The organism is Streptomyces sp. NPDC127108, from assembly GCF_042677545.1.
In the GTDB taxonomy this organism is placed as follows: domain Bacteria; phylum Actinomycetota; class Actinomycetes; order Streptomycetales; family Streptomycetaceae; genus Streptomyces.
The window spans coordinates 137,786-158,146 of sequence record NZ_JBHXTE010000004.1 but is presented as its reverse complement, the minus strand read 5'-3'; the positions used below and the strand labels follow the sequence as shown (position 1 = coordinate 158,146).

The window sequence follows — 20,361 nt, the reverse complement described above, 5'->3', positions numbered from 1 at the left end:
GTCCGCCGCGATGTGCGCGCCACAGCTCCCCCGGGTCTCCCCGTGGCGAGCGGCGACGCGGTACCGTGGCGTCCCTTCTCCCCACATGATCCTCGTGGCCGCCCTGGAGGTTCCGTGGTACAGGCGTACATCCTGATCCAGACCGAGGTCGGCAAGGCGTCGACCGTCGCCGAGCTGATCGGCAAGATCCCGGGAGTGATCCAGGCCGAGGACGTGACCGGCCCCTACGACGTCATCGTGCGCGCGCAGGCGGACACGGTCGACGAACTCGGCCGCATGGTGGTCGCCAAGGTCCAGCAAGTGGACGGCATCACCAGAACCCTGACCTGCCCGGTCGTGCACTTGTAGCCCCCGTCTACCCTGGCCCGGTGAACATCCCCCGTCTCCGGCGCCGCAGTCTCATAGGCGCGGCCGCTTGCGCAACGCTGCTCGCGTCAACGGCCTGCTCATCAACGGACGACACAGCGTCGGTGGTGGTTCCGTCCCCGGCAGCGAAGGCCGCGGGGCTCTGCCGGGATCTGCGCGCGCAGCTCCCGAAGAAGGTCGACGGTCTCGAGCGCACCGATCCCGGACCGAAGTCGGAGTTGACCGCCGGGTGGGGAGACCCGGCGATCATACTGCGCTGCGGCGTGGAACGGCCCCCCGAGATGTCCGATCCCGATGTGGCCAAGTCGGACGGCGTGAAGGTCAACGACGTGGCCTGGCTGCTGCAGAAGCGCGACGACGGCTCGTACGTCTTCACCACCGCGCTGCGCCTCGCCTACGTAGAGGTGACGCTGCCCAAGGAGCGGACGGAGAACGGTCTCGGCCCGCTCACGGACTTCGCCGCGCCCGTCAAGAAGACCATCCCCAAGGGCGTGGCGTAGCGCCCCGGAGGGCCAGGTCCTAGCGCAGCCCGGTGGACCGGGAGAGCGCCGACTGGATGAGGCGGTCCACCAGCTCCGCGTACCCGACGCCGCTCTTCTCCCACATCTGCGGGTACATGGAGATCGGCGTGAAGCCCGGCATCGTGTTGATCTCGTTGATGACGAACCGCCCGTCCTCGGTGAGGAAGAAGTCCGCGCGCACCAGGCCCTCGCAGGACGCCGCCTCGAAGGCCTCGACCGCGAGCCGTTGCACCTCGGCGGTCTCCTCGGCCGTCAGCGGGGCGGGCACCAGGCCGGGCGTCGAGTCGATGTACTTCGCCTCGAAGTCGTAGTAGTCGTGCGCCTGCACCGGCGGGATCTCGGCGGGCACGCTGGCGCGCGGTCCGTCCTCGAACTCCAGGACGCCGCACTCGATCTCGCGGCCGCGGAGCAGCGCCTCCACGATGATCTTCGGGTCGTGGCGCTGCGCCTCCGCGATGGCCTCGTCGAGGCCCTCGAAGGAGTCGACCTTGGTGATGCCGATCGAGGAGCCCGCGCGCGCGGGCTTGATGAACAGCGGCCAGCCGTGCTCGCCCGCGAAGTCCGCGACGCGCTGCCGGGCCTTCTTCTCCTCGCGCTGCCACTCGCGGGGGCGGATCACCAGGTACGGGCCGACGGGCAGCCCGAAGGAGGTGAAGACCCGCTTCATGTACTCCTTGTCCTGGCCGACGGCCGAGGCGAGCACGCCCGCGCCCACGTACGGCACGCCGGACAGTTCCAGGAGCCCCTGGAGGGTGCCGTCCTCGCCGTAGGGGCCGTGCAGCATCGGGAAGACCACGTCGACCTCGCCGAGCGCCTTGGGCACCGCGCCGGGCTCGCTGTAGACGACCTCGCGGTTGCCCGGGTCGACGGGCAGGACGACGCCGCCGTCGGCGGACTCGGCGAGCTCGGTGACGCTGGGGACCTTGCGGTCGGCGATGGCCATCCGGTCGGGGTCGTCCGCGGTCAGCGCCCAGCGCCCGTCCGTCGTGATGCCGATCGGCAGCACGTCGTACTTGGTCCGGTCGATGGCACGCAGTACGGCACCGGCGGTGACGACGGAGATGCCGTGCTCCGAGCTGCGGCCGCCGAACACGACGGCCACACGCGGCTTGCGGGGGCTCTGGGGGAGGTTCTCGCTGCTCATATCGCGTTGAGCGTACCCGCTGGCCAAGGCTCCGTCAGTGTGCCGCCCGTGACCAGCGGGTCAGCGGCGCTCGGGCTTGGCGCTGCGCGACATCAGCTCCTTGAGGGCGACCAGCGGCGGCGTGCCCTCGTGCACGATCCCGACGACCGTCTCGGTGATCGGCATGTCGACGCCGTGCCTGCGGGCCAGATCGAGGACGGACTCGCAGGACTTGACGCCCTCCGCGGTCTGCTTGGTGACCGCGATGGTCTCCTGCAGGGTCATGCCCTTGCCGAGGTTGGTGCCGAAGGTGTGGTTGCGCGAGAGCGGCGACGAGCAGGTGGCCACCAGGTCGCCGAGGCCCGCGAGCCCCGAGAACGTCAGCGGGTCGGCGCCCATGGCGAGGCCGAGCCGGGTGGTCTCGGCGAGCCCGCGCGTGATGAGCGAGCCCTTGGTGTTGTCGCCGAGCCCCATGCCGTCCGCGATGCCGACGGCGAGCCCGATGACGTTCTTGACGGCGCCGCCGAGCTCGCAGCCGACGACGTCGGTGTTCGTGTACGGCCGGAAGTACGGCGTGTGGCAGGCGGCCTGGAGGCGCTGGGCGACCGTTTCGTCGGTGCAGGCGACCACGGACGCGGCGGGCTGGCGGGCGGCGATCTCCCGGGCCAGGTTGGGTCCCGTGACGACGGCGATCCGCTCGGCGGGCGCCTTGGTGACGTCCTCGATGACCTCGCTCATGCGCATGGCGGAGCCCAGCTCGACGCCCTTCATCAGCGAGACGAGCACCGTGTCGGGGGCGAGCAGCGGGGTCCAGGCGGCGAGGTTGCCGCGCAGCGTCTGCGAGGGCACGGCGAGCACGGTGAAGTCGGCGTCGGCCGCGGCGGCGGCCGGGTCGGTGGTCGCGGTCAGGTTCCGCGGCAGCTCGACGCCCGGCAGGTAGTCCGGGTTGGTGCGGGTGGAGTTGACCGCGTCGGCGAGTTCGGCGCGGCGGGCCCACAGGGTGACGTCGCAGCCGGCGTCGGCCAGGACCATCCCGAAGGCCGTCCCCCACGAACCGGTTCCGAAGACGGCGGCCTTCAGGGATCGGGTCACTTGCTCTCCTCCGAACTGCCTTGCTCTGTACGGCTGCTGGCGGCGGAGTTCCCGTCGGCGGAGGTCTCCTTGGCCTTGCGGCGCTGCGCGAGACGAACCTCACGCGGGTCGTAACGCTTCTGCGGGGCCTGCTCGCCGCGCAGCTCCTCCAGGAGCTCGGTGATGGCCGCCATGATGGCCTCGGTGGCCTCCTTCAGGAGGTCCGGGGTCATCTCCTTGTCGTAGAAGCGCGCCAGGTCCACCGGCTCACCGGCGAGTACGTGGTGCGTCTTGCGGGGCAGCACGTCGGGCTTCTTCGCGTACGGCGGCAGGACGTGGTTGGCGCCCCACTGGGCCACCGGAATGACCGGGCACTTGGTCTGCAGGGCCACGCGCGCGACGCCCGTCTTGGCCGTCATGGGCCACAGGTCGGGGTCGCGGGTGAGGGTGCCCTCGGGGTAGAACGCCACGCATTCGCCGCGGTCGACGGCCTCGATGGCGGCCCGGAAGGCGCTCAGCGCGTTGGTGGTCTCGCGGTAGACCGGGATCTGCCCGGTGCCCCGCATGAACGCCCCGACGAAGCCCTTCTTGAAGAGCCCGTGCTTGGCGAGGAAACGCGGGACCCGCCCGGTGTTGTACTGAAAGTGCGCGTACGCGAACGGGTCGAGATGGGAATTGTGGTTCACGGCGGTGATAAAACCGCCGTCGGCCGGAATGTTCTCCATTCCCCGCCAGTCCCGCTTGATCAGAACCAACAGCGGCGGTTTAGCGATGACCGCCGCCAAGCGGTACCAGAAGCCGATTCTGCGGCGGGACACTCGGACACCTTCCTCCATGAGCCTGGTCGGCCGCACAAGTGTCGCCCCAGGCTGCCGTCCTGTCGAGAACACCGTACGCCCACCCGTCCGCCCTCCCCCCGTCACGCCCCGCCTGGCCCGTGCGCGCCGGGCACCGGCCCGCCGCACCGGCGGCCACCCCCGCACCCCGGCTCCCGTCCGCCCCCTTCGCCCAGGTCACAATGGGCTCACGCGAAGGACGGAGCCGGGCGTGCAGTGGACCGTGGTGATACCGCTCAAGCCCCTGGAGCGGGCCAAGAGCCGTCTCGCGCCCGCCGCCGGGGACGGCCTGCGGCCCGCGCTCGCCCTCGCGTTCGCGCAGGACACGGTGGCCGCGACGGTGGCCTGCCCGTCGGTGCGGGATGTGGTGGTCGTCACGGACGACGTCCGCGCGGGCCGCGAACTGACCGCGCTCGGCGCCCACGTCGTCCCCGACGCCCCGGGAGACGGCCTCAACGCCGCGCTGGCGCACGCGGCCCTCCAGGTGCGCTCCCGGCGCCCCGAGGCACCCGTGGCGGCCCTCAACGCCGATCTGCCCGCGCTGCGCCCCCGCGAATTGGCCCGCGTCCTCGACGCCGCCGCCCCATTCCCCCGCGCTTTTCTCCCGGACGCCGCGGGAATCGGCACGACGCTGCTCACCGCGGGGTCCGGCACGGAATTGGACCCCCAATTCGGCGGCCCGTCCCGCGCCCGCCACCGGGACTCGGGCGCGGTGGAACTCGACGACCTCGACGACCTCGGGTACGCCGGTTCCGTACGCCAGGACGTGGACACCGGCGACGACCTGCGGGCCGCGCTCGCCCTGGGCGTGGGCCCGCACACGGCGGCGGCCGCCGCCGGGCTGCTGATCCCGGACTGAGTACGCTTCCCCCATGCAGGCCACCGCGTACACGTACGACTCCGACACCCGCACCGGCAGCGTGCTCCTCGACGACGGCACGCCGGTGCCCTTCGACGCCCCGGCGTTCGACGCCGGCGGTCTGCGGCTGCTCAGGCCCGGCCAGCGCGTACGCATCGAGGTGGCCGGAGAGGGCGAGGGGCGCCGGATCACGCTGGTGACGCTGCAGACGTTCTGAGCCCCCCGAGTCCCCCGGGCCTCCTGAATCCCCCGGGCCCCCTGAGTCCCCCGGGTCCCCGAACACGCCGCGGGCCGGGCTCCCCAGGGGGAGCCCGGCCCGGCGCGTGAGTGCCCTCTGCCCTTACTTCTTGCGGGCGGTGGCCTTCTTGGCGGTGGTCTTGCGCGCCGTCGACTTCTTGGCGGGCGCCTTCTTCGCCGTGGCCTTCTTGGCGGGCGCCTTCTTGGCGGCGGCCTTCTTGGCGGTGGTCTTCTTCGCCGTGGCGGCCTTCGCCGTCTTCTTGGCCGTGGTCTTCTTGGCCGTGGCCGTCTTCGCCGTCTTCTTGGCGGTCGTGGCCTTCTTGGCCGTCGCCGCCTTCTTGGCGGTGGTGGCCTTCTTGGCGGCGGTGGTCTTCTTCGCCGTCGTCTTCTTCGCCGTGGCCTTCTTGGCGGTGGTGGCCTTCTTGGCGGCCGCCTTCTTGACGGTGGTCCGCGAGGAAGTGCCACCCGAGAGGCTGCCCTTGGGCGCCTTCTTGACGGCCACGTCGTTCTTCGGGAGCTTCTTCGAGCCGCTCACCAGGTCCTTGAAGCCCTGGCCCGCGCGGAAGCGGGGCACCGAGGTCTTCTTGACCCGCACGCGCTCCCCGGTCTGCGGGTTGCGGGCGTACCGGGCCGGGCGGTCGACCTTCTCGAACGAGCCGAAGCCGGTGACCGAAACACGGTCTCCACTGACGACGGCACGGACGATGGCGTCCAGAACCGCGTCCACGGCGTCGGCGGCCTGCTGACGGCCACCGACCTTGTCGGCAATCGCTTCTACGAGCTGCGCCTTGTTCACGTCTTCCCCTTCGGAGACATTGCCTGAGCGAATGTGCCAGGCTTTTTCGCACGTTAGGCAGATATATACCGCAAATCAAACACGAAACGGGCTAATCACCCTTGTGCCGCAACGACCTGGGCTCTCGAGGAGTTCCTCGAAGGTCCGTTGAGGCCCGTCGCGACCCAGCAGGCCCGTTGGGGCCCGCCACTCAGTCGTCTTCAGGGATTCGGCCCTCGTCGCCGTCGTCGAGGTACGCCGTCAACCGCTCCAGACGCCTTGCCGCATCGGCGAGATCGTGTTTGGCCGCGGCCGTAATGACCAGCAGCTTCCGGGTCAGCGCCATCCGTACGCCCTCCGGGACTTGCAGTGCGCGCACTCGGGAGTGCGCTTCCTTCAACTGGTCCGCCACGAGTCCGTAGAGCTCGAGTTGGTCGTCGCGTCCCATGCACCGATTGTGCCATCTGGGGCGAGTTGTCGCCTCCGCAGGGGGTAACTACCCTCCTCCGGCGCCCATCTGAGGATAACCGCAACCTCGGGGTGCAAGTGGATTTCAGGCCTCTTCTGCCCCTCAGATCAAGGCAGTTGAGACCACCCGTTCAGGTCATCGGGGGGCATACGGGGGCCGGACACAGATGTACCCCCAACCGTCCACGATTGGGGGTACATCGGGTGCCGGAGCACTCCGGGGCAACTCGCGAAGGCTCGCTGGGCCGCCCGGGGGAAGCGGGTCAGACGGCCTGCAGGGTGCGCGGCTTGTGGGCGGGGCGCCGGGACTCGTAGACCGCGATGTCCTGCTCGTTCTGGAGGGTGATGCTGATGTCGTCCAGGCCGTTCAGGAGTCGCCAGCGGGCGTTCTCGTCCAGCTCGAAGGAGGCGGTGACGCCCGGGGCGCGGACTTGGCGTTCGCGCAGGTCGACGGTGATCTCGACGTTCGGGTCGGCCTCCGTCAGGGCCCACAGCTCGTCCACGGTCGACTGCTCCAGAACCACCGTGAGCAGGCCGTTCTTGAGCGAGTTCCCACGGAAGATGTCGGCGAAGCGGGCCGAGATGACGGCCTTGAAGCCGTAGTTCTGCAGGGCCCAGACGGCGTGCTCACGGGAGGAGCCGGTGCCGAAGTCGGGTCCGGCGACCAGGACCGTGGCGCCCTGTCGCTCCTGCTTGTTGAGCACGAAGTCGGCGTCCTTGCGCCAGGCCTCGAAGAGCCCGTCCTCGAATCCGTCCCTGGTGACCTTCTTCAGCCAGTGGGCGGGGATGATCTGGTCGGTGTCGACGTTGCTGCGGCGCAGCGGTACGGCCCGGCCGGTGTGGGTGGTGAAGGCTTCCATGGCTGATCAGACTCCGGCGGTCGTGGGGGCGTCGGCGAGGTCGGCGGGCGAGGCCAGATGGCCGGTGACCGCGGTGGCGGCGGCGACCTGCGGCGACACCAGATGGGTGCGTCCGCCCTTGCCCTGGCGGCCCTCGAAGTTGCGGTTGGACGTGGACGCGGAGCGCTCGCCGGGGGCGAGTTGGTCGGGGTTCATGCCCAGGCACATCGAGCAGCCCGCGTGCCGCCATTCGGCTCCGGCCGCGGTGAACACCTTGTCCAGGCCCTCCTCGACGGCCTGCAGGGCGACCCGCACCGAGCCGGGCACCACCAGCATCCGTACGCCGTCGGCGACTTTGCGCCCGCCGAGGACGGCTGCGGCCGACCGGAGGTCTTCGATACGGCCGTTGGTGCAGGAGCCTACGAAGACGGTGTCCACCTTGATGTCCCGCAGCCGCTGTCCGGCGCTCAACCCCATGTACTCCAGGGCCTTTTCGGCGGCGAGCCGCTCCGAAGCGTCTTCGTACGAAGCCGGGTCGGGGACGTGTCCCGACAGGGGCAGGCCCTGGCCGGGGTTGGTGCCCCAGGTGACGAACGGCGACAGCTCGGCGGCGTCGATGTAGACCTCGGCGTCGAAGACGGCGTCGTCGTCGGTGCGCAGCGTCCGCCAGTACGCGACGGCCTCGTCCCAGTCGGCGCCCTGCGGGGCGTGGGCGCGGTCCTTGATGTACGCGAAGGTCGTCTCGTCGGGGGCGATCATGCCCGCGCGGGCGCCGGCCTCGATGGACATGTTGCAGATGGTCATGCGGGCCTCCATCGAGAGCTTCTCGATGGCCGGGCCGCGGTACTCCAGGATGTAGCCCTGGCCGCCGCCGGTGCCGATCCGGGCGATGATGGCGAGGATCAGGTCCTTGGCGGTGACGCCGTCGGGCAGTTCGCCGTCGACGGTGATGGCCATGGTCTTGGGGCGGGCCAGCGGCAGCGTCTGGGTCGCGAGGACGTGCTCGACCTGGGAGGTGCCGATGCCGAAGGCCAGCGCGCCGAAGGCGCCGTGCGTGGAGGTGTGGGAGTCGCCGCAGACCACCGTGGTGCCGGGCTGGGTCAGTCCCAGCTGCGGTCCCACCACGTGGACGACGCCCTGCTCGACGTCGCCCAGCGGGTGCAGCCGGACGCCGAACTCGGCGCAGTTCTTGCGCAGCGTCTCCAGCTGGGCGCGGGAGACGGGGTCGGCGATGGGCTTGTCGATGTCGAGGGTCGGGGTGTTGTGGTCCTCGGTGGCGATGGTGAGATCGAGGCGCCGCACCTGGCGCCCGGCCTGCCGAAGGCCGTCGAACGCCTGCGGGCTGGTCACCTCGTGCAGCAGGTGCAGATCGATGAAGAGGAGGTCGGGCTCGCCTTCGGCGCGCCGGACGACGTGGTCGTCCCAGACCTTCTCCGCGAGAGTCCTACCCATCGCTTTCCCTCCGACCGGCGTCGTGCGCCGGCCCAACTAGAGAATCAGTTTGCCGACGCCGTACCCCTCGTGACTGCGTGCCGGACGACGGCCGCGAATCCGTTGGTCTGCGGACCGCTCCTACAGAGTGGCGGGTTCCTGGGATTTTTGAACTTGCGTTTCACAGAGTGAGACGCGAGTATCGTTTCATGGACAACTCTAGCGGCGTAGGCGTTCTCGACAAGGCAGCCCTTGTCCTGAGCGCCCTGGAGTCCGGTCCCGCCACCCTTGCCGGGTTGGTCGCGGCCACCGGGCTCGCACGACCCACGGCCCATCGCCTGGCCGTGGCTCTGGAACACCACCGGATGGTGGCGCGAGACATGCAGGGCCGTTTCATTCTGGGCCCGCGCCTGGCCGAGCTGGCCGCGGCGGCGGGCGAGGACCGTCTGCTCGCGACGGCCGGTCCGGTGCTCACGCATCTGCGGGACGTGACGGGCGAGAGCGCGCAGCTGTATCGCCGCCAGGGCGACATGCGGATCTGCGTGGCCGCGGCGGAGCGCCTTTCGGGCCTTCGGGACACGGTGCCGGTCGGTTCGACGCTCACGATGAAGGCGGGTTCGTCGGCGCAGATCCTGATGGCCTGGGAGGAGCCGGAGCGGCTGCACCGGGGCCTGCAGGGCGCGCGGTTCACGGCGACGGCCCTGTCGGGTGTGCGCCGCCGGGGCTGGGCGCAGTCGATCGGTGAGCGGGAGCCGGGGGTGGCGTCGGTGTCGGCGCCGGTGCGCGGTCCGTCGAACCGGGTGGTGGCGGCCGTCTCGGTCTCCGGACCGATCGAGCGGCTGACGCGGCACCCGGGCCGGATGCACGCCCAGGCCGTCATCGACGCGGCCGGCCGCCTCTCCGAGGCGCTGCGCCGCACCAGCTGACACGACCACCACCCCTCATCTCCGGCCCGCGGCTCCAACGCCGCAGCGGCGGGCGGGAGTTGGGGGGTGTCGCACATCCGAACACGTGTCACGCATCCGAACACGAAGAAGCCCTCCCCGACTGGGGAGGGCTTCTTCTTCGCGTACCCCCGACCGGATTCGAACCGGCGCTACCGCCTTGAGAGGGCGGCGTGCTAGGCCGCTACACAACGGGGGCTTGCTGATGTTGCTGTTACTGCGCTGGGCTACCAGGACTCGAACCTAGAACAAAGGAACCAGAAACCTTCGTGTTGCCAATTACACCATAGCCCATAGGTGGTCTAGACCAGACCACAGTACCCCCGACCGGATTCGAACCGGCGCTACCGCCTTGAGAGGGCGGCGTGCTAGGCCGCTACACAACGGGGGCCCTAGCGATCCTGCATTGAGGTCAGCGGGTGCGACCCTGACTGTCCTCACGGGAAGGATCTGTACCCCCGACCGGATTCGAACCGGCGCTACTGCCTTGAGAGGGCAGCGTGCTAGGCCGCTACACAACGGGGGCTTTGCGGATCGTGATCCGCGGTTGCAGATGAGCTCTGCGAGCTGGCCTACCAGGACTCGAACCTAGACTAACGGAACCAGAAACCGTCGTGCTGCCAATTACACCATAGGCCATCAAAGCGCAACCCCCTGCGGGGGCTTTGTTTGACTTGCGCTTCCCGGCCGGACCTTTCGGCCCTCTCGGGCGGCGCAGGAAGAACATTACCCGAAGGTGGACGGCGCTCCAAAACGGGTATCGGCCAGCAACAGCGCGGGCAGCTCGGCGAGGCCGCCGATGCGGTGGATGCCCGACGGGCCTTCCTGGGCCGAGCCGTTGCGGTCGAGCCAGATGCCGAGCAGGCCCGCGTCGCGCGCCCCGCGGGCGTCGATCTCCGGCTGGTCGCCGACGTAGGCGATCTCCGCGGGCGCGAGGTCGAGCTCGGCGCACACGGCGTGGAACGCCTCCGCCGCGGGCTTGGAAACGCCCAGGTCGGCGGCGCACAGGAGGGCCTCGAAGCGGTCGCGGACGCCGAGGGTGCGGAGCTTGTGGTCCTGCACGACGTGCGCGGAGTTGGAGAGGACCGCGTGCCGGTAGCGGCCGGAGAGGGCGTCCAGGGTCGGCAGGGTGTCCGGGAAGAGGGTCCAGGCGGCTTCGTAGTGCACGCGGTAGCGGGCGAACCAGGCGTCGGCCTCGGTGTCGTCGAGCGCGGCGCCCACGAAGTCACGCACCCGGTCGCGGCGCTGCGTCTCGAAGTCGACCTCGCCGGCACCGAAGCGGCCCCAGTGGCGCTCGGTGGTCTCCTTCCACAGCGCGAGGGCGTCCTCGGCGGTGCCGTACCTGGCCAGGAGGCCCTCGGCGACGAGGTGGGCGCGTATGCCCTCGGTGTCGGCGCGCGCGTAGTCGAAGATCGTGTCGTCGATGTCCCAGACCACCGCTTTGATCGCCATGAGTCCGACAGTAGGCCGCGCGGACCTTCTTGGTCGACAGCGTGCGACGTCGGACGTTGCCAGGAACCGGGTGCTGCGCGCGCCGCCCGTACCGTAGCGTGGACGGACCGACGAGCGAGGGATCGAGCCCCACCCATGAGCGAGTACCGCGTCCAGTTCACCGTTGAGGCCCGCGCGGCGTACGACGGCCTGCCCGACGAGCGCCAGGCTCAGTTGGACAAGGCATTGCGCGTGCTGGCCCGTGACCCGTACCACAAGACGGCGACCGCCCAGCTCGGGCCTGACGAACACCTGCGCAAGGCATACGTGGCTCCCGGGGTCGTGCTGGAGTACATGGTGGCCGGCGCAATCATGGTGATCGTCGTCCTTGAGATCTTCGACGAGAGCCACTATCTCGTCGACGAGGACTAGCCGTCGGAGTCGGCGCAGTGGCGACGCGAAGGGCCCGGAAGCCGTGTCGGCTCCCGGGCCCTTCGTACGTGACGTACCTGCGCGGTTACGCGGCGAGCTTCGCCAGGGCCGCGTCCACGCGGGCCAGGGCCGTCTCCTTGCCCAGGATCTCCAGGGACTCGAAGAGCGGCAGGCCGACCGTGCGGCCGGTGACGGCGACGCGGACCGGGGCCTGCGCCTTGCCGAGCTTCAGGCCGTGGGCCTCGCCGGCGGCCAGGACGGCCTCCTTGAGGGACTCCGCCGAGGTCCAGTCGGCCGCGTCCAGCTTCTCGCGGGCCGTGCGGAGCAGGGCGTCGCTGCCCTCCTTCATCGCCTTCGTCCAGGACGCCTCGTCGAAGACCGGCTCCGGCAGGAACAGGAAGTCGACGTTGTCGGTGATCTCGGAGAGGACCTTCAGCCGGGTCTGGGCGTGCGGCGCGATCGCGTCCCACTTCTCCTGGTCGAAGGCGTCCGGCGCCCAGGGGGCGTGCGGGGCCTTGAGCCAGGGGGCGCAGGCCTCGGCGAAGGCCTTCACGTCCAGCATCCGGACGTGGTCGGCGTTGATCGCCTCGGCCTTCTTCAGGTCGAAGCGGGCCGGGTTGGCGTTCACGTCCGCGAGGTCGAACTTGGCGACCATGTCGGGGATCGAGAAGACGTCCTGGTCCGCGGAGAACGACCAGCCCAGGAGGGACAGGTAGTTCAGCAGGCCCTCGGGCAGGAAGCCACGCTCGCGGTAGAGGTTGAGCGAGGCCTGGGGGTCGCGCTTGGAGAGCTTCTTGTTGCCCTCGCCCATCACGTACGGGAGGTGGCCGAACTCGGGGATCGTCTTCGCGATGCCGAGCTCGATCAGCGCCTTGTAGAGGGCGATCTGGCGCGGGGTCGAGGAGAGCAGGTCCTCGCCGCGCAGGACGTGGGTGATCTCCATCAGGGCGTCGTCGACCGGGTTGACCAGCGTGTACAGCGGGGCGCCGTTGGCACGCACGATGCCGTAGTCGGTGACGTTCTCGGCCTGGACGGTGATCTCGCCGCGCACCAGGTCGGTGAAGGTGGTGGCCTCGTCGGGCATCCGGAAGCGCACGATGTGGCTGCGGCCCTCGGCCTCGTACGCCTGCTTCTGCTCGGCGGTCAGGTCGCGGCAGTGGCCGTCGTAGCCCGACGGCTTGCCGGCGGCGCGGGCGGCCTCGCGGCGGGCGTCCAGCTCCTCGGTGGTGCAGTAGCAGGGGTAGGCGTAGCCGCCGTCGAGGAGCTTGGTCGCGACGTCCTTGTAGATGTCCATGCGCTGCGACTGCCGGTACGGCGCGTGCGGGCCGCCGACCTCGGGGCCCTCGTCCCAGTCGAAGCCCAGCCAGCGCATCGAGTCGAGGAGCTGCTCGTAGGACTCCTCGGAGTCACGGGCCGCGTCGGTGTCCTCGATGCGGAAGACCAGGGTGCCCTCGTTGTGCCGGGCGTAGGCCCAGTTGAACAGGGCGGTGCGGACCAGGCCCACGTGGGGGTTGCCGGTCGGCGAGGGACAGAAACGTACGCGTACGGGGGTCGCGTTAGCCACGCTTGATCACCTTGTTGGTGAGAGTGCCGATGCCTTCGATGGTGACGGCGACCTCGTCGCCGACGTTGAGGGGGCCGACCCCTGCCGGGGTGCCCGTGAGGATCACGTCGCCGGGGAGCAGCGTCATGGCCTCGGTGATGTGGACGATGAGGTCCTCGATGGGACGGATCATGTCCGCGGTGCGACCCAGCTGGCGCTGCTCGCCGTTGACCGTGCACTGCACGGTCAGGTCGGCGGCGCGGGCCAGGTCGATGTCGGTCTCCACCCAGGGGCCGAGCGGGCAGGAGGTGTCGAAGCCCTTGGCACGCGACCACTGGTTCTCGCGCTTCTGCACGTCCCGCGCGGTGACGTCGTTGGCGCAGGTGTAGCCGAGGATGACGTCGGCGACGCGCTCGCGCGGCACCTCGCGGCACATCCGGCCGATGACCACGGCCAGCTCGGCCTCGTAGTGCACTTCCTGCGAGAACGAGGGGTACTCGACGGGGTCGCCGGGGCCGCACACGGAGGTGGACGGCTTGAAGAAGGCGACCGGGGTGTCCGGGATCTCGTTGCCGAGCTCCCGGGCGTGGTCCGCGTAGTTGCGGCCGATGCCCACGATCTTGTTGGGAAGGACCGGCGGGAGCAGGCGGACCTTGTTCAGCGGGACCTTCGTGCCGGAGAGCTCGAAGTCGGCGAACGGAATGCCCTTGATGATGTCGAGGACGAGCCCCTCGGTGCTTCCGGGGGGAGCCTCGCCCTCGACCGCGCCGAAGGCGACATTGCCGTCGATGGAGAATCTGGCGATGCGCAACGGGGCCCCTTGCTTCTGGGTGGAGTGTGACGCGTCGAGTCTATGGGGCTTCGCCCCTGTCCTCTTTGTCGCCGCCGCGCCGCTCGTCACCCGGGCGCCGAGTGGTCGGCTACTGCGGCACGTCCATGAGGGTGGTGCGCTTGGGGTTGGCGGTCTGGGCCGGCAGTTCCGTGGTGTGTTCCGGCTGCTCCGTCGCGGCCTGCACGTCGTCGGCATCCTTGAGGTGCGCGAGGGTGGTGCGGCGCGGGTTGGCTATGTTGCGGAACATCAACGTGGACTTCATCTGCCGTTTCGACCCTGTCGGTTGGGGCGTCGCTCGATGGACGCCGGTTGTCGGTTTCGCCATCCCTGTAAAGCGTCAGGCTAAACATGCAATTCCCGACCAAAGTCCAGAAGAGGCCATGATCTTCATGTGAGTTTGCTCACTTAGTAGTGGGCAAAAGGGTCAATTCCGGCTAGCGGTCCAACCATTGAAAACGGACATTGCCCGCCTGAAGCGCTCATTCCGCTCCTGATCATGAAGACTGGGACACCCGCCGCGCCCGACGCTCTCGTACGGGAAAGTCCGTTATGGGAGACTTCACTTTCTACGTCTCGTAACGCGCCAATCACGTGGTGTCACGGAGTTCATGGGCTGACACACGGGCCTTGTTGGAGATCCTGCACTGTGCTGGAATTCCCGGGACCGCCGCGGGATCGAACCGGCGCACAGGGGCGCAACGCAGCGCCGAGTGGCGGCGGGAAGGGGGAGAGCAGCGCCGGTCTCACGACCACCAAGGGGTGCCTGGCGCCCCGAGACGCCGACACCGTCCCGCCGTCCACGCGGCAGGACGCCTGGTCCAGAGGTTGCGACGCTAGTGCAGGGACGTTTCAAGAGGGATGGCAAGGGGTCTCCCCAGGCCGGTCGCGGCCGAGGGGATGCTTCGGCGGAGCCGGAGCGCGGCGGAAGTGACCGCGGCTCCTCGGCCCAGCACGCCCAGAACCCGGGACAGGTGCAGTCCGGTGACGGCGGTGCGGGCCCTTCCGGCCCGGCCGCGGGCGGAGCGCTGCCGAAGGGGTCCAAGACACCCCCGGGTCCCGGCCCGCGAATAGCCCTGCGCAACTGGCGCATCTCCACGCGTCTGGTCTCGCTCCTCGCGCTCCCCGTCATCGCCGCGACCTCGCTGGGCGCGCTGCGTATCAACTCGTCCCTCGACGAGATCGAGCAGCTCGACAACATGAAGCTGCTCACCGACATGACCAAGCAGGCCACCGAGCTGGCCGCGGCGCTCCAGGAGGAGCGCGACCAGTCGGCCGGTCCCCTCGCGCACGGCGCGAAGGACTCGGACTTCGTCGTCAAGGGCACCCGGGTCAAGACGGACCGCGCCTACCGCAACTTCCTGCGCGGCACCCAGCAGCTGGACGACAGCGACAACGACAAGGGTCTGCTCGGCGTCCGCCAGAGCACCATCCAGATCACCCAGCAGCTGCAGAAGATCAACGACGTGCGCCGCAACGCGTACGCCGACGAGAAGTCCGTCTCGCAGACGGTCGACGCCTACAGCCAGCTCATCGAGCAGCTCCTCGCACTCTCCGAGGACATGGCGCAGGCGACCAGCAACCCGGACATGATCCAGCGCACCCGTGCGCTGTCCGCGTTCTCCTCCGCCAAGGAGTACGCGTCCGTGCAGCGCGCGATCATCGCGGCCGCGCTCCCCGCGAACAACCGCGAGTTCGGCAAGCTCTCCGAGACCGACCGCCGCTACGCCTTCTCCGCCCTCGACAAGGAGGCCTCGGAGCTCCAGTCGTTCAACCGGATCTACTCCGGTGACTCCGAGAAGCTCCTGAAGCCCATCAGCTCGGGCAACGCCTCCATCCAGGCCGCCAACTCCTACGCCAAGCGCGTTCTGGAGCAGGAAGGCGGCATCAAGCTCCGCGGCAAGCGCTCCTACAAGGACTGGGTGGACTCCGACTCCACCAAGATCTCGGAGATGTCGAAGATCGAGCTGACGCTGCTCGACGAGATGGAGCAGAAGGCCCGTTCGCTCCGGAACGAGTCCGAGCAGCAGGCGATCCTCAACGGTGCGCTCATCCTGCTCGTGCTCGGCGTCTCGCTCGTCGGCGCCTTCGTCGTGGCCCGGTCCATGATCCGCTCGCTGCGGCGACTGCAGGACACCGCCACCAAGGTCGCCCAGGACCGCCTGCCCGAGCTGGTCAAGCAGCTCTCCGAGTCCGACCCGCAGGACGTCGACACGTCCGTGGAGTCGGTCGGTGTGCACTCCCGGGACGAGATCGGCCAGGTGGCCGCGGCCTTCGACGACGTGCACCGCGAGGCCGTCCGCCTCGCCGCCGAGCAGGCCCTGCTGCGGGGCAACGTCAACGCGATGTTCACCAACCTCTCGCGCCGCTCCCAGGGCCTCATCCAGCGCCAGCTCTCGCTCATCTCCGAGCTGGAGTCCCGCGAGGCCGACCCGGACCAGCTGTCCTCGCTGTTCAAGCTCGACCACCTCGCGACCCGCATGCGCCGTAACGGCGAGAACCTCCTCGTGCTCGCCGGTGAAGAGCCCGGCCGCCGCTGGACCCGGCCCGTGCCGCTCGTCGACGTGCTCCGCGCCGCCGCGTCCGAGGTGGAGCAGTACGAGCGCATCGAGCTGTCCGCCGTGCCCTCGACCGAGGTCGCCGGACGCGTCGTCAACGACCTCGTGCACCTCCTCGCCGAGCTGCTCGAGAACGCGACGTCGTTCTCCTCGCCGCAGACCAAGGTCAAGGTGACCGGTCACGCGCTGCCCGACGGCCGCGTGCTCATCGAGATCCACGACACCGGCATCGGCCTCTCCCCCGAGGACCTCGCCGCGATCAACGAGCGGCTCGCGTCGCCGCCCACCGTGGACGTCTCCGTCTCCCGCCGCATGGGTCTGTTCGTGGTCGGCCGCCTCTCGCAGCGCCACGGCATCCGCATCCAGCTGCGCCCCTCCGACTCCGGTGGTACGACCGCGCTGGTCATGCTGCCCGTCGACGTCGCCCAGGGCGGCAAGAAGGTCCCGAGCAAGGCGGGCGCGCCCGCCCCGACCGGCGGTCCGGCCGCGGCCCAGGCGGCCGCGGGTGCCGCCGCCGCCCGGCGTGGCGGTGGTGTGGCGGCCGGTCTCAGCGGTGCCGCACGTGCCCGTGGCGGCCAGGTCGGCCCCGGCGCGAGCGCGCAGCGCGGCCAGGTGTCCTCCGGTCCGGGACCGCGCGCGGCACTGCCCGCACGCGGCAACCAGGGCCCGTCGGCCGGGTCCCCGGTGGCGCCGGGCGGTCTCGCGGGGGCCGGTGCGTCCGGGCCCGGCGGGGGCGCGGGCGCGGGTGGTCCCGCGGGGCTCGCCGGTCCCCCGGCGCCGAACGGCCCCTCCGGCGCGCAGCGTCCGCAGGCGCCGCAGCTGCCGCAGAGCCCCCAGGCCCCGCAGGGCGGCCGCAGCGGCTTCTCCCAGGGCAGCCGCCCCGGTGCGGGCGCGGCGCAGCCTCCCGTGCCCCAGCAGCGTACGAACGACGCGGGCGGCGAGCAGGGCCGTCGGCCGCAGTTGCCGCCGCGGCCGGGCACCGGTCAGCGTGGCAACGCCCCGCGCGCCGAGCTGCCGGGCGGCAACCCCCAGCCCCGTACGCCCAGTTGGAGCGACGAGAACGCCCAGCCGCAGGTGTCCCGGGAGCCGTTCGACGCCCCGCGCGGCCACGAGGAGCCCGAGTCCACCGGTCAGTTCGCGGTCCCCGCGGGCCTCGACGACCGCCAGGGCCCCGGCTCCACCGCGCAGTTCGACCGCCCCGACTTCGACGGCCCGCCCCCGGGCACGTCCGGCCAGAACGGCGCCGCCCAGGCCCCGGGCGGGCAGGGCACCGGCGAGTTCATGCGCTCCGACGTCTTCGGCAGCCCCGCCCAGGGTGCCCCGCAGGGCGGCCAGGGCGGCCAGGCCCCGCACGGCACCGGCGAGTTCTCCGTGCCGCGTCCGCCCGCCCCGCGCCGCGGCCAGGGTCCGGGCGAGGGCCAGCGCGGCGACCGCCAGGGCGCCCCGCAGCAGCCCCAGGGCCAGCAGCCGCCCGCCCCGCAGCGCCCGCAGGCCCAGTTGCCGCAGTCGCCGCAGGCGCCGCAGCAGCAGGCGCCGCAGCAGTCCGAGCCGGAGGCCCTGCCGCCCGCGTCCGGACCGCTGGACGGGCGTACGCCGCTGTACGACACGCTGGAGACCAACTGGTTCTCCCAGCAGGCCCAGGAGCAGGCCGAGCAGGAGCGCCAGGCGCAGGAAGAGCGCCAGGCCCAGGCCCAGCAGGCCCAGGCGCAGCAGCAGGCCGAGCGGAACCGGCAGTCCGAGCAGCGCCACCCGGGGCTGCCGCAGCGTCCGCAGCCGCGCCGTTCCCAGCAGCCGCAGCAGCCGCAGGCCCCGCAGCGCGGCAACGGCTCCGAGCCCGGTCGGCGTCCGGAGCCGGTCCGCCGTCCCGACGCGGGCGGCGCCCAGCAGCCGCTGCCGCGCCGCGAGCAGCAGCTGCCGCAGCGCCCGGCGCCCGACCAGGGCCGCGCGGGCGGTCCCGGCACGCCTCCGCTGCCCCAGCGTCCGGGCGGCTCCCCGGCACCGGCCGCGGCTCCGACCGCGGGCAACGGCAACACGAGCAGCACCACCGGCAACACCAGCAACACCGCTTGGCGTACATCGCCGAACGACGAACTGGGCCGCCAGGCCGAGCGCGTCCGGCAGCCTTCCGCGGGCGGCGTCACCACTTCCGGGCTGCCGCGCCGGGTGCCACGGGCGAACCTCGTGGCGGGCACCGCACAGCAGGCTCAGGAGAGCGCGGGCCCGCAGGTCTCCCGCGCGCCCGACGACGTGCGCGGCCGGCTGACCAATCTCCGTCGGGGCATCCAGCAGGGTCGCCAGGCCGGTACCGGCCAGACCGGCAGTTTCCCCACTCACCAGCAGGAGCGTTAGTTGAGTCCGATGAGCCAGGCGGCACAGAACCTGAACTGGTTGATCACCAACTTCGTGGACAACACCCCCGGGGTGTCCCACACGGTCGTGGTCTCCGCCGACGGCCTGCTTCTCGCGATGTCCGAGGGCTTTCCGCGCGACCGCGCCGACCAGCTCGCGGCCGTCGCCTCCGGCCTGACCTCCCTCACCGCCGGGGCCTCCCGGATCTTCGAGGGCGGCGCGGTCACGCAGACCGTGGTGGAGATGGAGCGCGGCTTCCTGTTCATCATGTCCGTCTCCGACGGTTCGTCGCTCGCGGTCCTCGCGCACCCCGAGTGCGACATCGGCCTCGTCGGCTACGAGATGGCCCTCCTCGTCGACCGCGCGGGCACCGTCCTCACCCCGGACCTGCGCGCCGAACTCCAGGGCAGCCTGCTCCACTAGGCCTCCCCCACGGCCCGCCCGCCCTCGCCCGGCCGCCCCACCGTCCGAGCGAGCCGCCCGAACGTACCGACTCACCGTCCGGCCAGTCATGCCCCCACCCGGCTCTGTCAGACGGAACGCAGACAACTGCTGTCCCGCCCGGAGGATCCATGAACCCGCCCACCGCCTCTCACGACCCGTACGGCGCAGCCCATGCCGGGTACGGAGTTGAGGGCGACCAGCCGCTGGTGCGTCCGTACGCGATGACCGGCGGCCGGACCCGGCCCCGCTACCAGCTCGCGATAGAGGCGCTGGTGAGCACCACGGCCGACCCGGCCCAGCTGATGGGGCTGCTCCCCGAGCACCAGCGGATCTGCCATCTGTGCCGTGAGGTCAAGTCGGTGGCCGAGGTCTCCGCGCTGCTCTCCATGCCGCTCGGTGTGGCCCGCATCCTCGTCGCCGACCTGGCCGAGGCCGGGCTCGTCGCCATCCACCAGCCCGGCGGCGACGAGAACGCCGGCGGCCAGCCCGACGTGACACTGCTCGAAAGGGTGCTCAGTGGACTTCGCAAGCTCTAACGGGGGCGACTTCGCGGGCTCCGACGCCGGTGGCCGGTCCACCACGTCCGCCAAGATCGTGGTGGCGGGCGGCTTCGGCGTGGGCAAGACCACGTTCGTGGGCGCGGTCTCGGAGATCAACCCGCTGCGCACCGAGGCCGTGATGACGTCCGCGTCCGCGGGCATCGACGACCTCACGCACACCGGTGACAAGACCACCACGACGGTGGCGATGGATTTCGGCCGTATCACGCTCGACCAGGATCTGATCCTGTACCTGTTCGGCACGCCGGGGCAGGACCGCTTCTGGTTCATGTGGGACGACCTGGTGCGCGGCGCGATCGGCGCCGTCGTGCTCGTCGACACCCGGCGTCTGGCCGACTGTTTCCCGGCTGTGGACTACTTCGAGAACTCGGGTCTGCCCTTCGTCATCGCCCTCAACGGCTTCGACGGCCACCAGCCGTACACTCCCGACGAAGTGCGCGAAGCACTGCAGATCGGACCGGGCACGCCCATCATCACCACCGACGCCCGGCACCGTGCGGACGCAAAGAGTGGCCTGATCACACTGGTTGAGCACGCACTGATGGCACGTCTCAAGTAGGCGAGGGCATACGGAAGTTGCCGTAGAGCACACGGAACGATCTGTGTCCTTTGACACGGACGGCTGCCGTGTTCATAACGTTTCGACAGAGAATTGCACTGACCCCGCCACACCTCGCGGTCGGGTGGTCTCGCTGTGCTCACAAGAGCCCCGCCTTTTGGCGGGGCTCGCTCTTTATGACCGATT

The 20,361-nt window shown here is 70.5% G+C and carries 21 protein-coding genes and 5 tRNA genes; 10 read left to right on the top strand and 16 right to left on the bottom strand.

Going from position 1 to position 20,361, the window contains the following annotated elements; translation table 11 throughout:
• The first annotated feature begins 114 nt into the window (after positions 1-114).
• Together ACFVHO_RS05320 and ACFVHO_RS05315 are read left to right on the top strand one after the other, a co-directional pair.
• Positions 115-348, top strand: a complete 234-nt coding sequence (locus tag ACFVHO_RS05320) for an Lrp/AsnC family transcriptional regulator (RefSeq protein ID WP_016642988.1) — start codon at positions 115-117, stop codon at positions 346-348.
• Between the two features lie 20 nt (positions 349-368).
• A complete protein-coding gene (locus ACFVHO_RS05315; RefSeq protein WP_385710434.1) occupies positions 369-866 on the top strand; it encodes a DUF3515 domain-containing protein in 498 nt (165 codons plus the stop codon).
• 19 nt (positions 867-885) lie between these two features.
• Here the strand turns inward: ACFVHO_RS05315 and ACFVHO_RS05310 are convergent, their stop codons facing one another.
• The 3 genes from ACFVHO_RS05310 to ACFVHO_RS05300 are packed head-to-tail and all read right to left on the bottom strand — an operon-like array spanning position 886 to position 3,899.
• A complete protein-coding gene (locus ACFVHO_RS05310) occupies positions 886-2,031 on the bottom strand; it encodes a D-alanine--D-alanine ligase family protein (RefSeq protein ID WP_385710432.1) in 1,146 nt (381 codons plus the stop codon).
• Positions 2,032-2,091: 60 nt separating this feature from the next.
• On the bottom strand, positions 2,092-3,102 hold the full coding sequence (locus ACFVHO_RS05305) for an NAD(P)H-dependent glycerol-3-phosphate dehydrogenase (protein ID WP_385710430.1): 1,011 nt from the start codon (positions 3,100-3,102) through the stop codon (positions 2,092-2,094).
• On the bottom strand, positions 3,099-3,899 hold the full coding sequence (locus ACFVHO_RS05300; protein WP_385710428.1) for a lysophospholipid acyltransferase family protein: 801 nt from the start codon (positions 3,897-3,899) through the stop codon (positions 3,099-3,101). The genes ACFVHO_RS05305 and ACFVHO_RS05300 overlap by 4 nt, the downstream gene beginning before the upstream one ends.
• 229 nt (positions 3,900-4,128) lie before the next feature.
• On the opposite strand from ACFVHO_RS05300, the gene cofC reads away from it, so the two are divergent.
• Together cofC and ACFVHO_RS05290 are read left to right on the top strand one after the other, a co-directional pair.
• Positions 4,129-4,776 carry a 2-phospho-L-lactate guanylyltransferase gene (gene cofC / locus ACFVHO_RS05295; RefSeq protein ID WP_385710426.1) on the top strand — a complete coding sequence of 216 codons (648 nt, stop codon included), beginning with the start codon at positions 4,129-4,131 and terminating at the stop codon, positions 4,774-4,776.
• Positions 4,777-4,789: 13 nt separating this feature from the next.
• A complete protein-coding gene (locus tag ACFVHO_RS05290; protein WP_385710424.1) occupies positions 4,790-4,993 on the top strand; it encodes a hypothetical protein in 204 nt (67 codons plus the stop codon).
• A 123-nt stretch (positions 4,994-5,116) separates the two neighbouring features.
• Here ACFVHO_RS05290 and ACFVHO_RS05285 read toward each other — a convergent pair whose 3' ends face one another.
• From ACFVHO_RS05285 to leuC, 4 genes are all read right to left on the bottom strand, one after another.
• Positions 5,117-5,809 carry an HU family DNA-binding protein gene (locus ACFVHO_RS05285; RefSeq protein ID WP_385710422.1) on the bottom strand — a complete coding sequence of 231 codons (693 nt, stop codon included), beginning with the start codon at positions 5,807-5,809 and terminating at the stop codon, positions 5,117-5,119.
• A 190-nt stretch (positions 5,810-5,999) separates the two neighbouring features.
• Positions 6,000-6,236, bottom strand: a complete 237-nt coding sequence (locus tag ACFVHO_RS05280) for a hypothetical protein (protein ID WP_385710420.1) — start codon at positions 6,234-6,236, stop codon at positions 6,000-6,002.
• 283 nt (positions 6,237-6,519) lie between these two features.
• Positions 6,520-7,116 (bottom strand): 3-isopropylmalate dehydratase small subunit, encoded by a 597-nt coding sequence (gene leuD / locus ACFVHO_RS05275; RefSeq protein ID WP_385710418.1) that lies wholly within the window; start codon positions 7,114-7,116, stop codon positions 6,520-6,522.
• Between the two features lie 6 nt (positions 7,117-7,122).
• Positions 7,123-8,547: a 3-isopropylmalate dehydratase large subunit gene (gene leuC, locus ACFVHO_RS05270; RefSeq protein ID WP_385710416.1), complete on the bottom strand. Its 1,425-nt coding sequence runs from the start codon at positions 8,545-8,547 to the stop codon at positions 7,123-7,125.
• A 188-nt stretch (positions 8,548-8,735) separates the two neighbouring features.
• Between leuC and ndgR the strand changes: the two genes are divergently transcribed.
• Complete coding sequence (ndgR, locus tag ACFVHO_RS05265; protein WP_030361934.1) at positions 8,736-9,452, top strand: IclR family transcriptional regulator NdgR; 717 nt, start codon at positions 8,736-8,738, stop codon at positions 9,450-9,452.
• Positions 9,453-9,596: 144 nt separating this feature from the next.
• On the opposite strand, the gene ACFVHO_RS05260 is transcribed toward ndgR, so the two are convergent.
• The 6 genes from ACFVHO_RS05260 to ACFVHO_RS05235 form a co-directional block, all read right to left on the bottom strand.
• Positions 9,597-9,669: transfer RNA gene (locus tag ACFVHO_RS05260), tRNA-Glu, on the bottom strand.
• Positions 9,670-9,692: 23 nt separating this feature from the next.
• Positions 9,693-9,764: transfer RNA gene (locus ACFVHO_RS05255), tRNA-Gln, on the bottom strand.
• A 24-nt stretch (positions 9,765-9,788) separates the two neighbouring features.
• Positions 9,789-9,861: transfer RNA gene (locus ACFVHO_RS05250), tRNA-Glu, on the bottom strand.
• A 62-nt stretch (positions 9,862-9,923) separates the two neighbouring features.
• Positions 9,924-9,996, bottom strand: a tRNA-Glu gene (locus ACFVHO_RS05245).
• A 41-nt stretch (positions 9,997-10,037) separates the two neighbouring features.
• Positions 10,038-10,109: transfer RNA gene (locus ACFVHO_RS05240), tRNA-Gln, on the bottom strand.
• An 87-nt stretch (positions 10,110-10,196) separates the two neighbouring features.
• On the bottom strand, positions 10,197-10,922 hold the full coding sequence (locus tag ACFVHO_RS05235; protein WP_385710414.1) for an HAD family hydrolase: 726 nt from the start codon (positions 10,920-10,922) through the stop codon (positions 10,197-10,199).
• A gap of 135 nt (positions 10,923-11,057) precedes the next feature.
• Here ACFVHO_RS05235 and ACFVHO_RS05230 point away from each other — a divergent pair, with 135 nt between their 5' ends.
• Entirely contained in the window at positions 11,058-11,333 is a 276-nt protein-coding gene (locus ACFVHO_RS05230) for a type II toxin-antitoxin system RelE/ParE family toxin (protein ID WP_385710412.1), read from the top strand.
• An 85-nt stretch (positions 11,334-11,418) separates the two neighbouring features.
• Here the strand turns inward: ACFVHO_RS05230 and gltX are convergent, their stop codons facing one another.
• The 3 genes from gltX to ACFVHO_RS05215 all read right to left on the bottom strand — a co-directional run bounded on the left by gltX (position 11,419) and on the right by ACFVHO_RS05215 (position 13,955).
• Positions 11,419-12,897 carry a glutamate--tRNA ligase gene (gene gltX / locus ACFVHO_RS05225; RefSeq protein ID WP_385710410.1) on the bottom strand — a complete coding sequence of 493 codons (1,479 nt, stop codon included), beginning with the start codon at positions 12,895-12,897 and terminating at the stop codon, positions 11,419-11,421.
• Positions 12,890-13,687, bottom strand: a complete 798-nt coding sequence (locus ACFVHO_RS05220; protein WP_385710408.1) for a fumarylacetoacetate hydrolase family protein — start codon at positions 13,685-13,687, stop codon at positions 12,890-12,892. The genes gltX and ACFVHO_RS05220 overlap by 8 nt, the downstream gene beginning before the upstream one ends.
• Positions 13,688-13,796: 109 nt before the next feature.
• Positions 13,797-13,955 (bottom strand): hypothetical protein, encoded by a 159-nt coding sequence (locus ACFVHO_RS05215; RefSeq protein ID WP_385710644.1) that lies wholly within the window; start codon positions 13,953-13,955, stop codon positions 13,797-13,799.
• Between the two features lie 589 nt (positions 13,956-14,544).
• On the opposite strand from ACFVHO_RS05215, the gene ACFVHO_RS05210 reads away from it, so the two are divergent.
• The 4 genes from ACFVHO_RS05210 to ACFVHO_RS05195 all read left to right on the top strand — a co-directional run bounded on the left by ACFVHO_RS05210 (position 14,545) and on the right by ACFVHO_RS05195 (position 20,175).
• A complete protein-coding gene (locus tag ACFVHO_RS05210) occupies positions 14,545-18,612 on the top strand; it encodes a nitrate- and nitrite sensing domain-containing protein (protein ID WP_385710406.1) in 4,068 nt (1,355 codons plus the stop codon).
• Between the two features lie 9 nt (positions 18,613-18,621).
• Complete coding sequence (locus tag ACFVHO_RS05205; protein WP_030361929.1) at positions 18,622-19,035, top strand: roadblock/LC7 domain-containing protein; 414 nt, start codon at positions 18,622-18,624, stop codon at positions 19,033-19,035.
• A gap of 149 nt (positions 19,036-19,184) precedes the next feature.
• Positions 19,185-19,592: a DUF742 domain-containing protein gene (locus ACFVHO_RS05200; RefSeq protein ID WP_030361928.1), complete on the top strand. Its 408-nt coding sequence runs from the start codon at positions 19,185-19,187 to the stop codon at positions 19,590-19,592.
• Positions 19,573-20,175: an ATP/GTP-binding protein gene (locus ACFVHO_RS05195; RefSeq protein WP_385710403.1), complete on the top strand. Its 603-nt coding sequence runs from the start codon at positions 19,573-19,575 to the stop codon at positions 20,173-20,175. Before ACFVHO_RS05200 ends, ACFVHO_RS05195 begins: the two co-directional genes overlap by 20 nt.
• Positions 20,176-20,361 lie beyond the last annotated feature (186 nt).

Bases quoted from the DNA above. Each gene is read 5' to 3' on its own strand.
- ACFVHO_RS05280 (WP_385710420.1), bottom strand. From the start codon at position 6,236: ATGGGACGCGACGACCAACTCGAGCTCTACGGACTCGTGGCGGACCAG.
- ACFVHO_RS05310 (WP_385710432.1), bottom strand. From the start codon at position 2,031: ATGAGCAGCGAGAACCTCCCCCAGAGCCCCCGCAAGCCGCGTGTGGCC.
- ACFVHO_RS05205 (WP_030361929.1), top strand. From the start codon at position 18,622: ATGAGCCAGGCGGCACAGAACCTGAACTGGTTGATCACCAACTTCGTG.
- ndgR (WP_030361934.1), top strand. From the start codon at position 8,736: ATGGACAACTCTAGCGGCGTAGGCGTTCTCGACAAGGCAGCCCTTGTC.
- leuC (WP_385710416.1), bottom strand. From the start codon at position 8,547: ATGGGTAGGACTCTCGCGGAGAAGGTCTGGGACGACCACGTCGTCCGG.
- ACFVHO_RS05290 (WP_385710424.1), top strand. From the start codon at position 4,790: ATGCAGGCCACCGCGTACACGTACGACTCCGACACCCGCACCGGCAGC.
- ACFVHO_RS05235 (WP_385710414.1), bottom strand. From the start codon at position 10,922: ATGGCGATCAAAGCGGTGGTCTGGGACATCGACGACACGATCTTCGAC.
- ACFVHO_RS05230 (WP_385710412.1), top strand. From the start codon at position 11,058: ATGAGCGAGTACCGCGTCCAGTTCACCGTTGAGGCCCGCGCGGCGTAC.
- ACFVHO_RS05215 (WP_385710644.1), bottom strand. From the start codon at position 13,955: ATGTTCCGCAACATAGCCAACCCGCGCCGCACCACCCTCGCGCACCTC.
- ACFVHO_RS05200 (WP_030361928.1), top strand. From the start codon at position 19,185: ATGAACCCGCCCACCGCCTCTCACGACCCGTACGGCGCAGCCCATGCC.
- leuD (WP_385710418.1), bottom strand. From the start codon at position 7,116: ATGGAAGCCTTCACCACCCACACCGGCCGGGCCGTACCGCTGCGCCGC.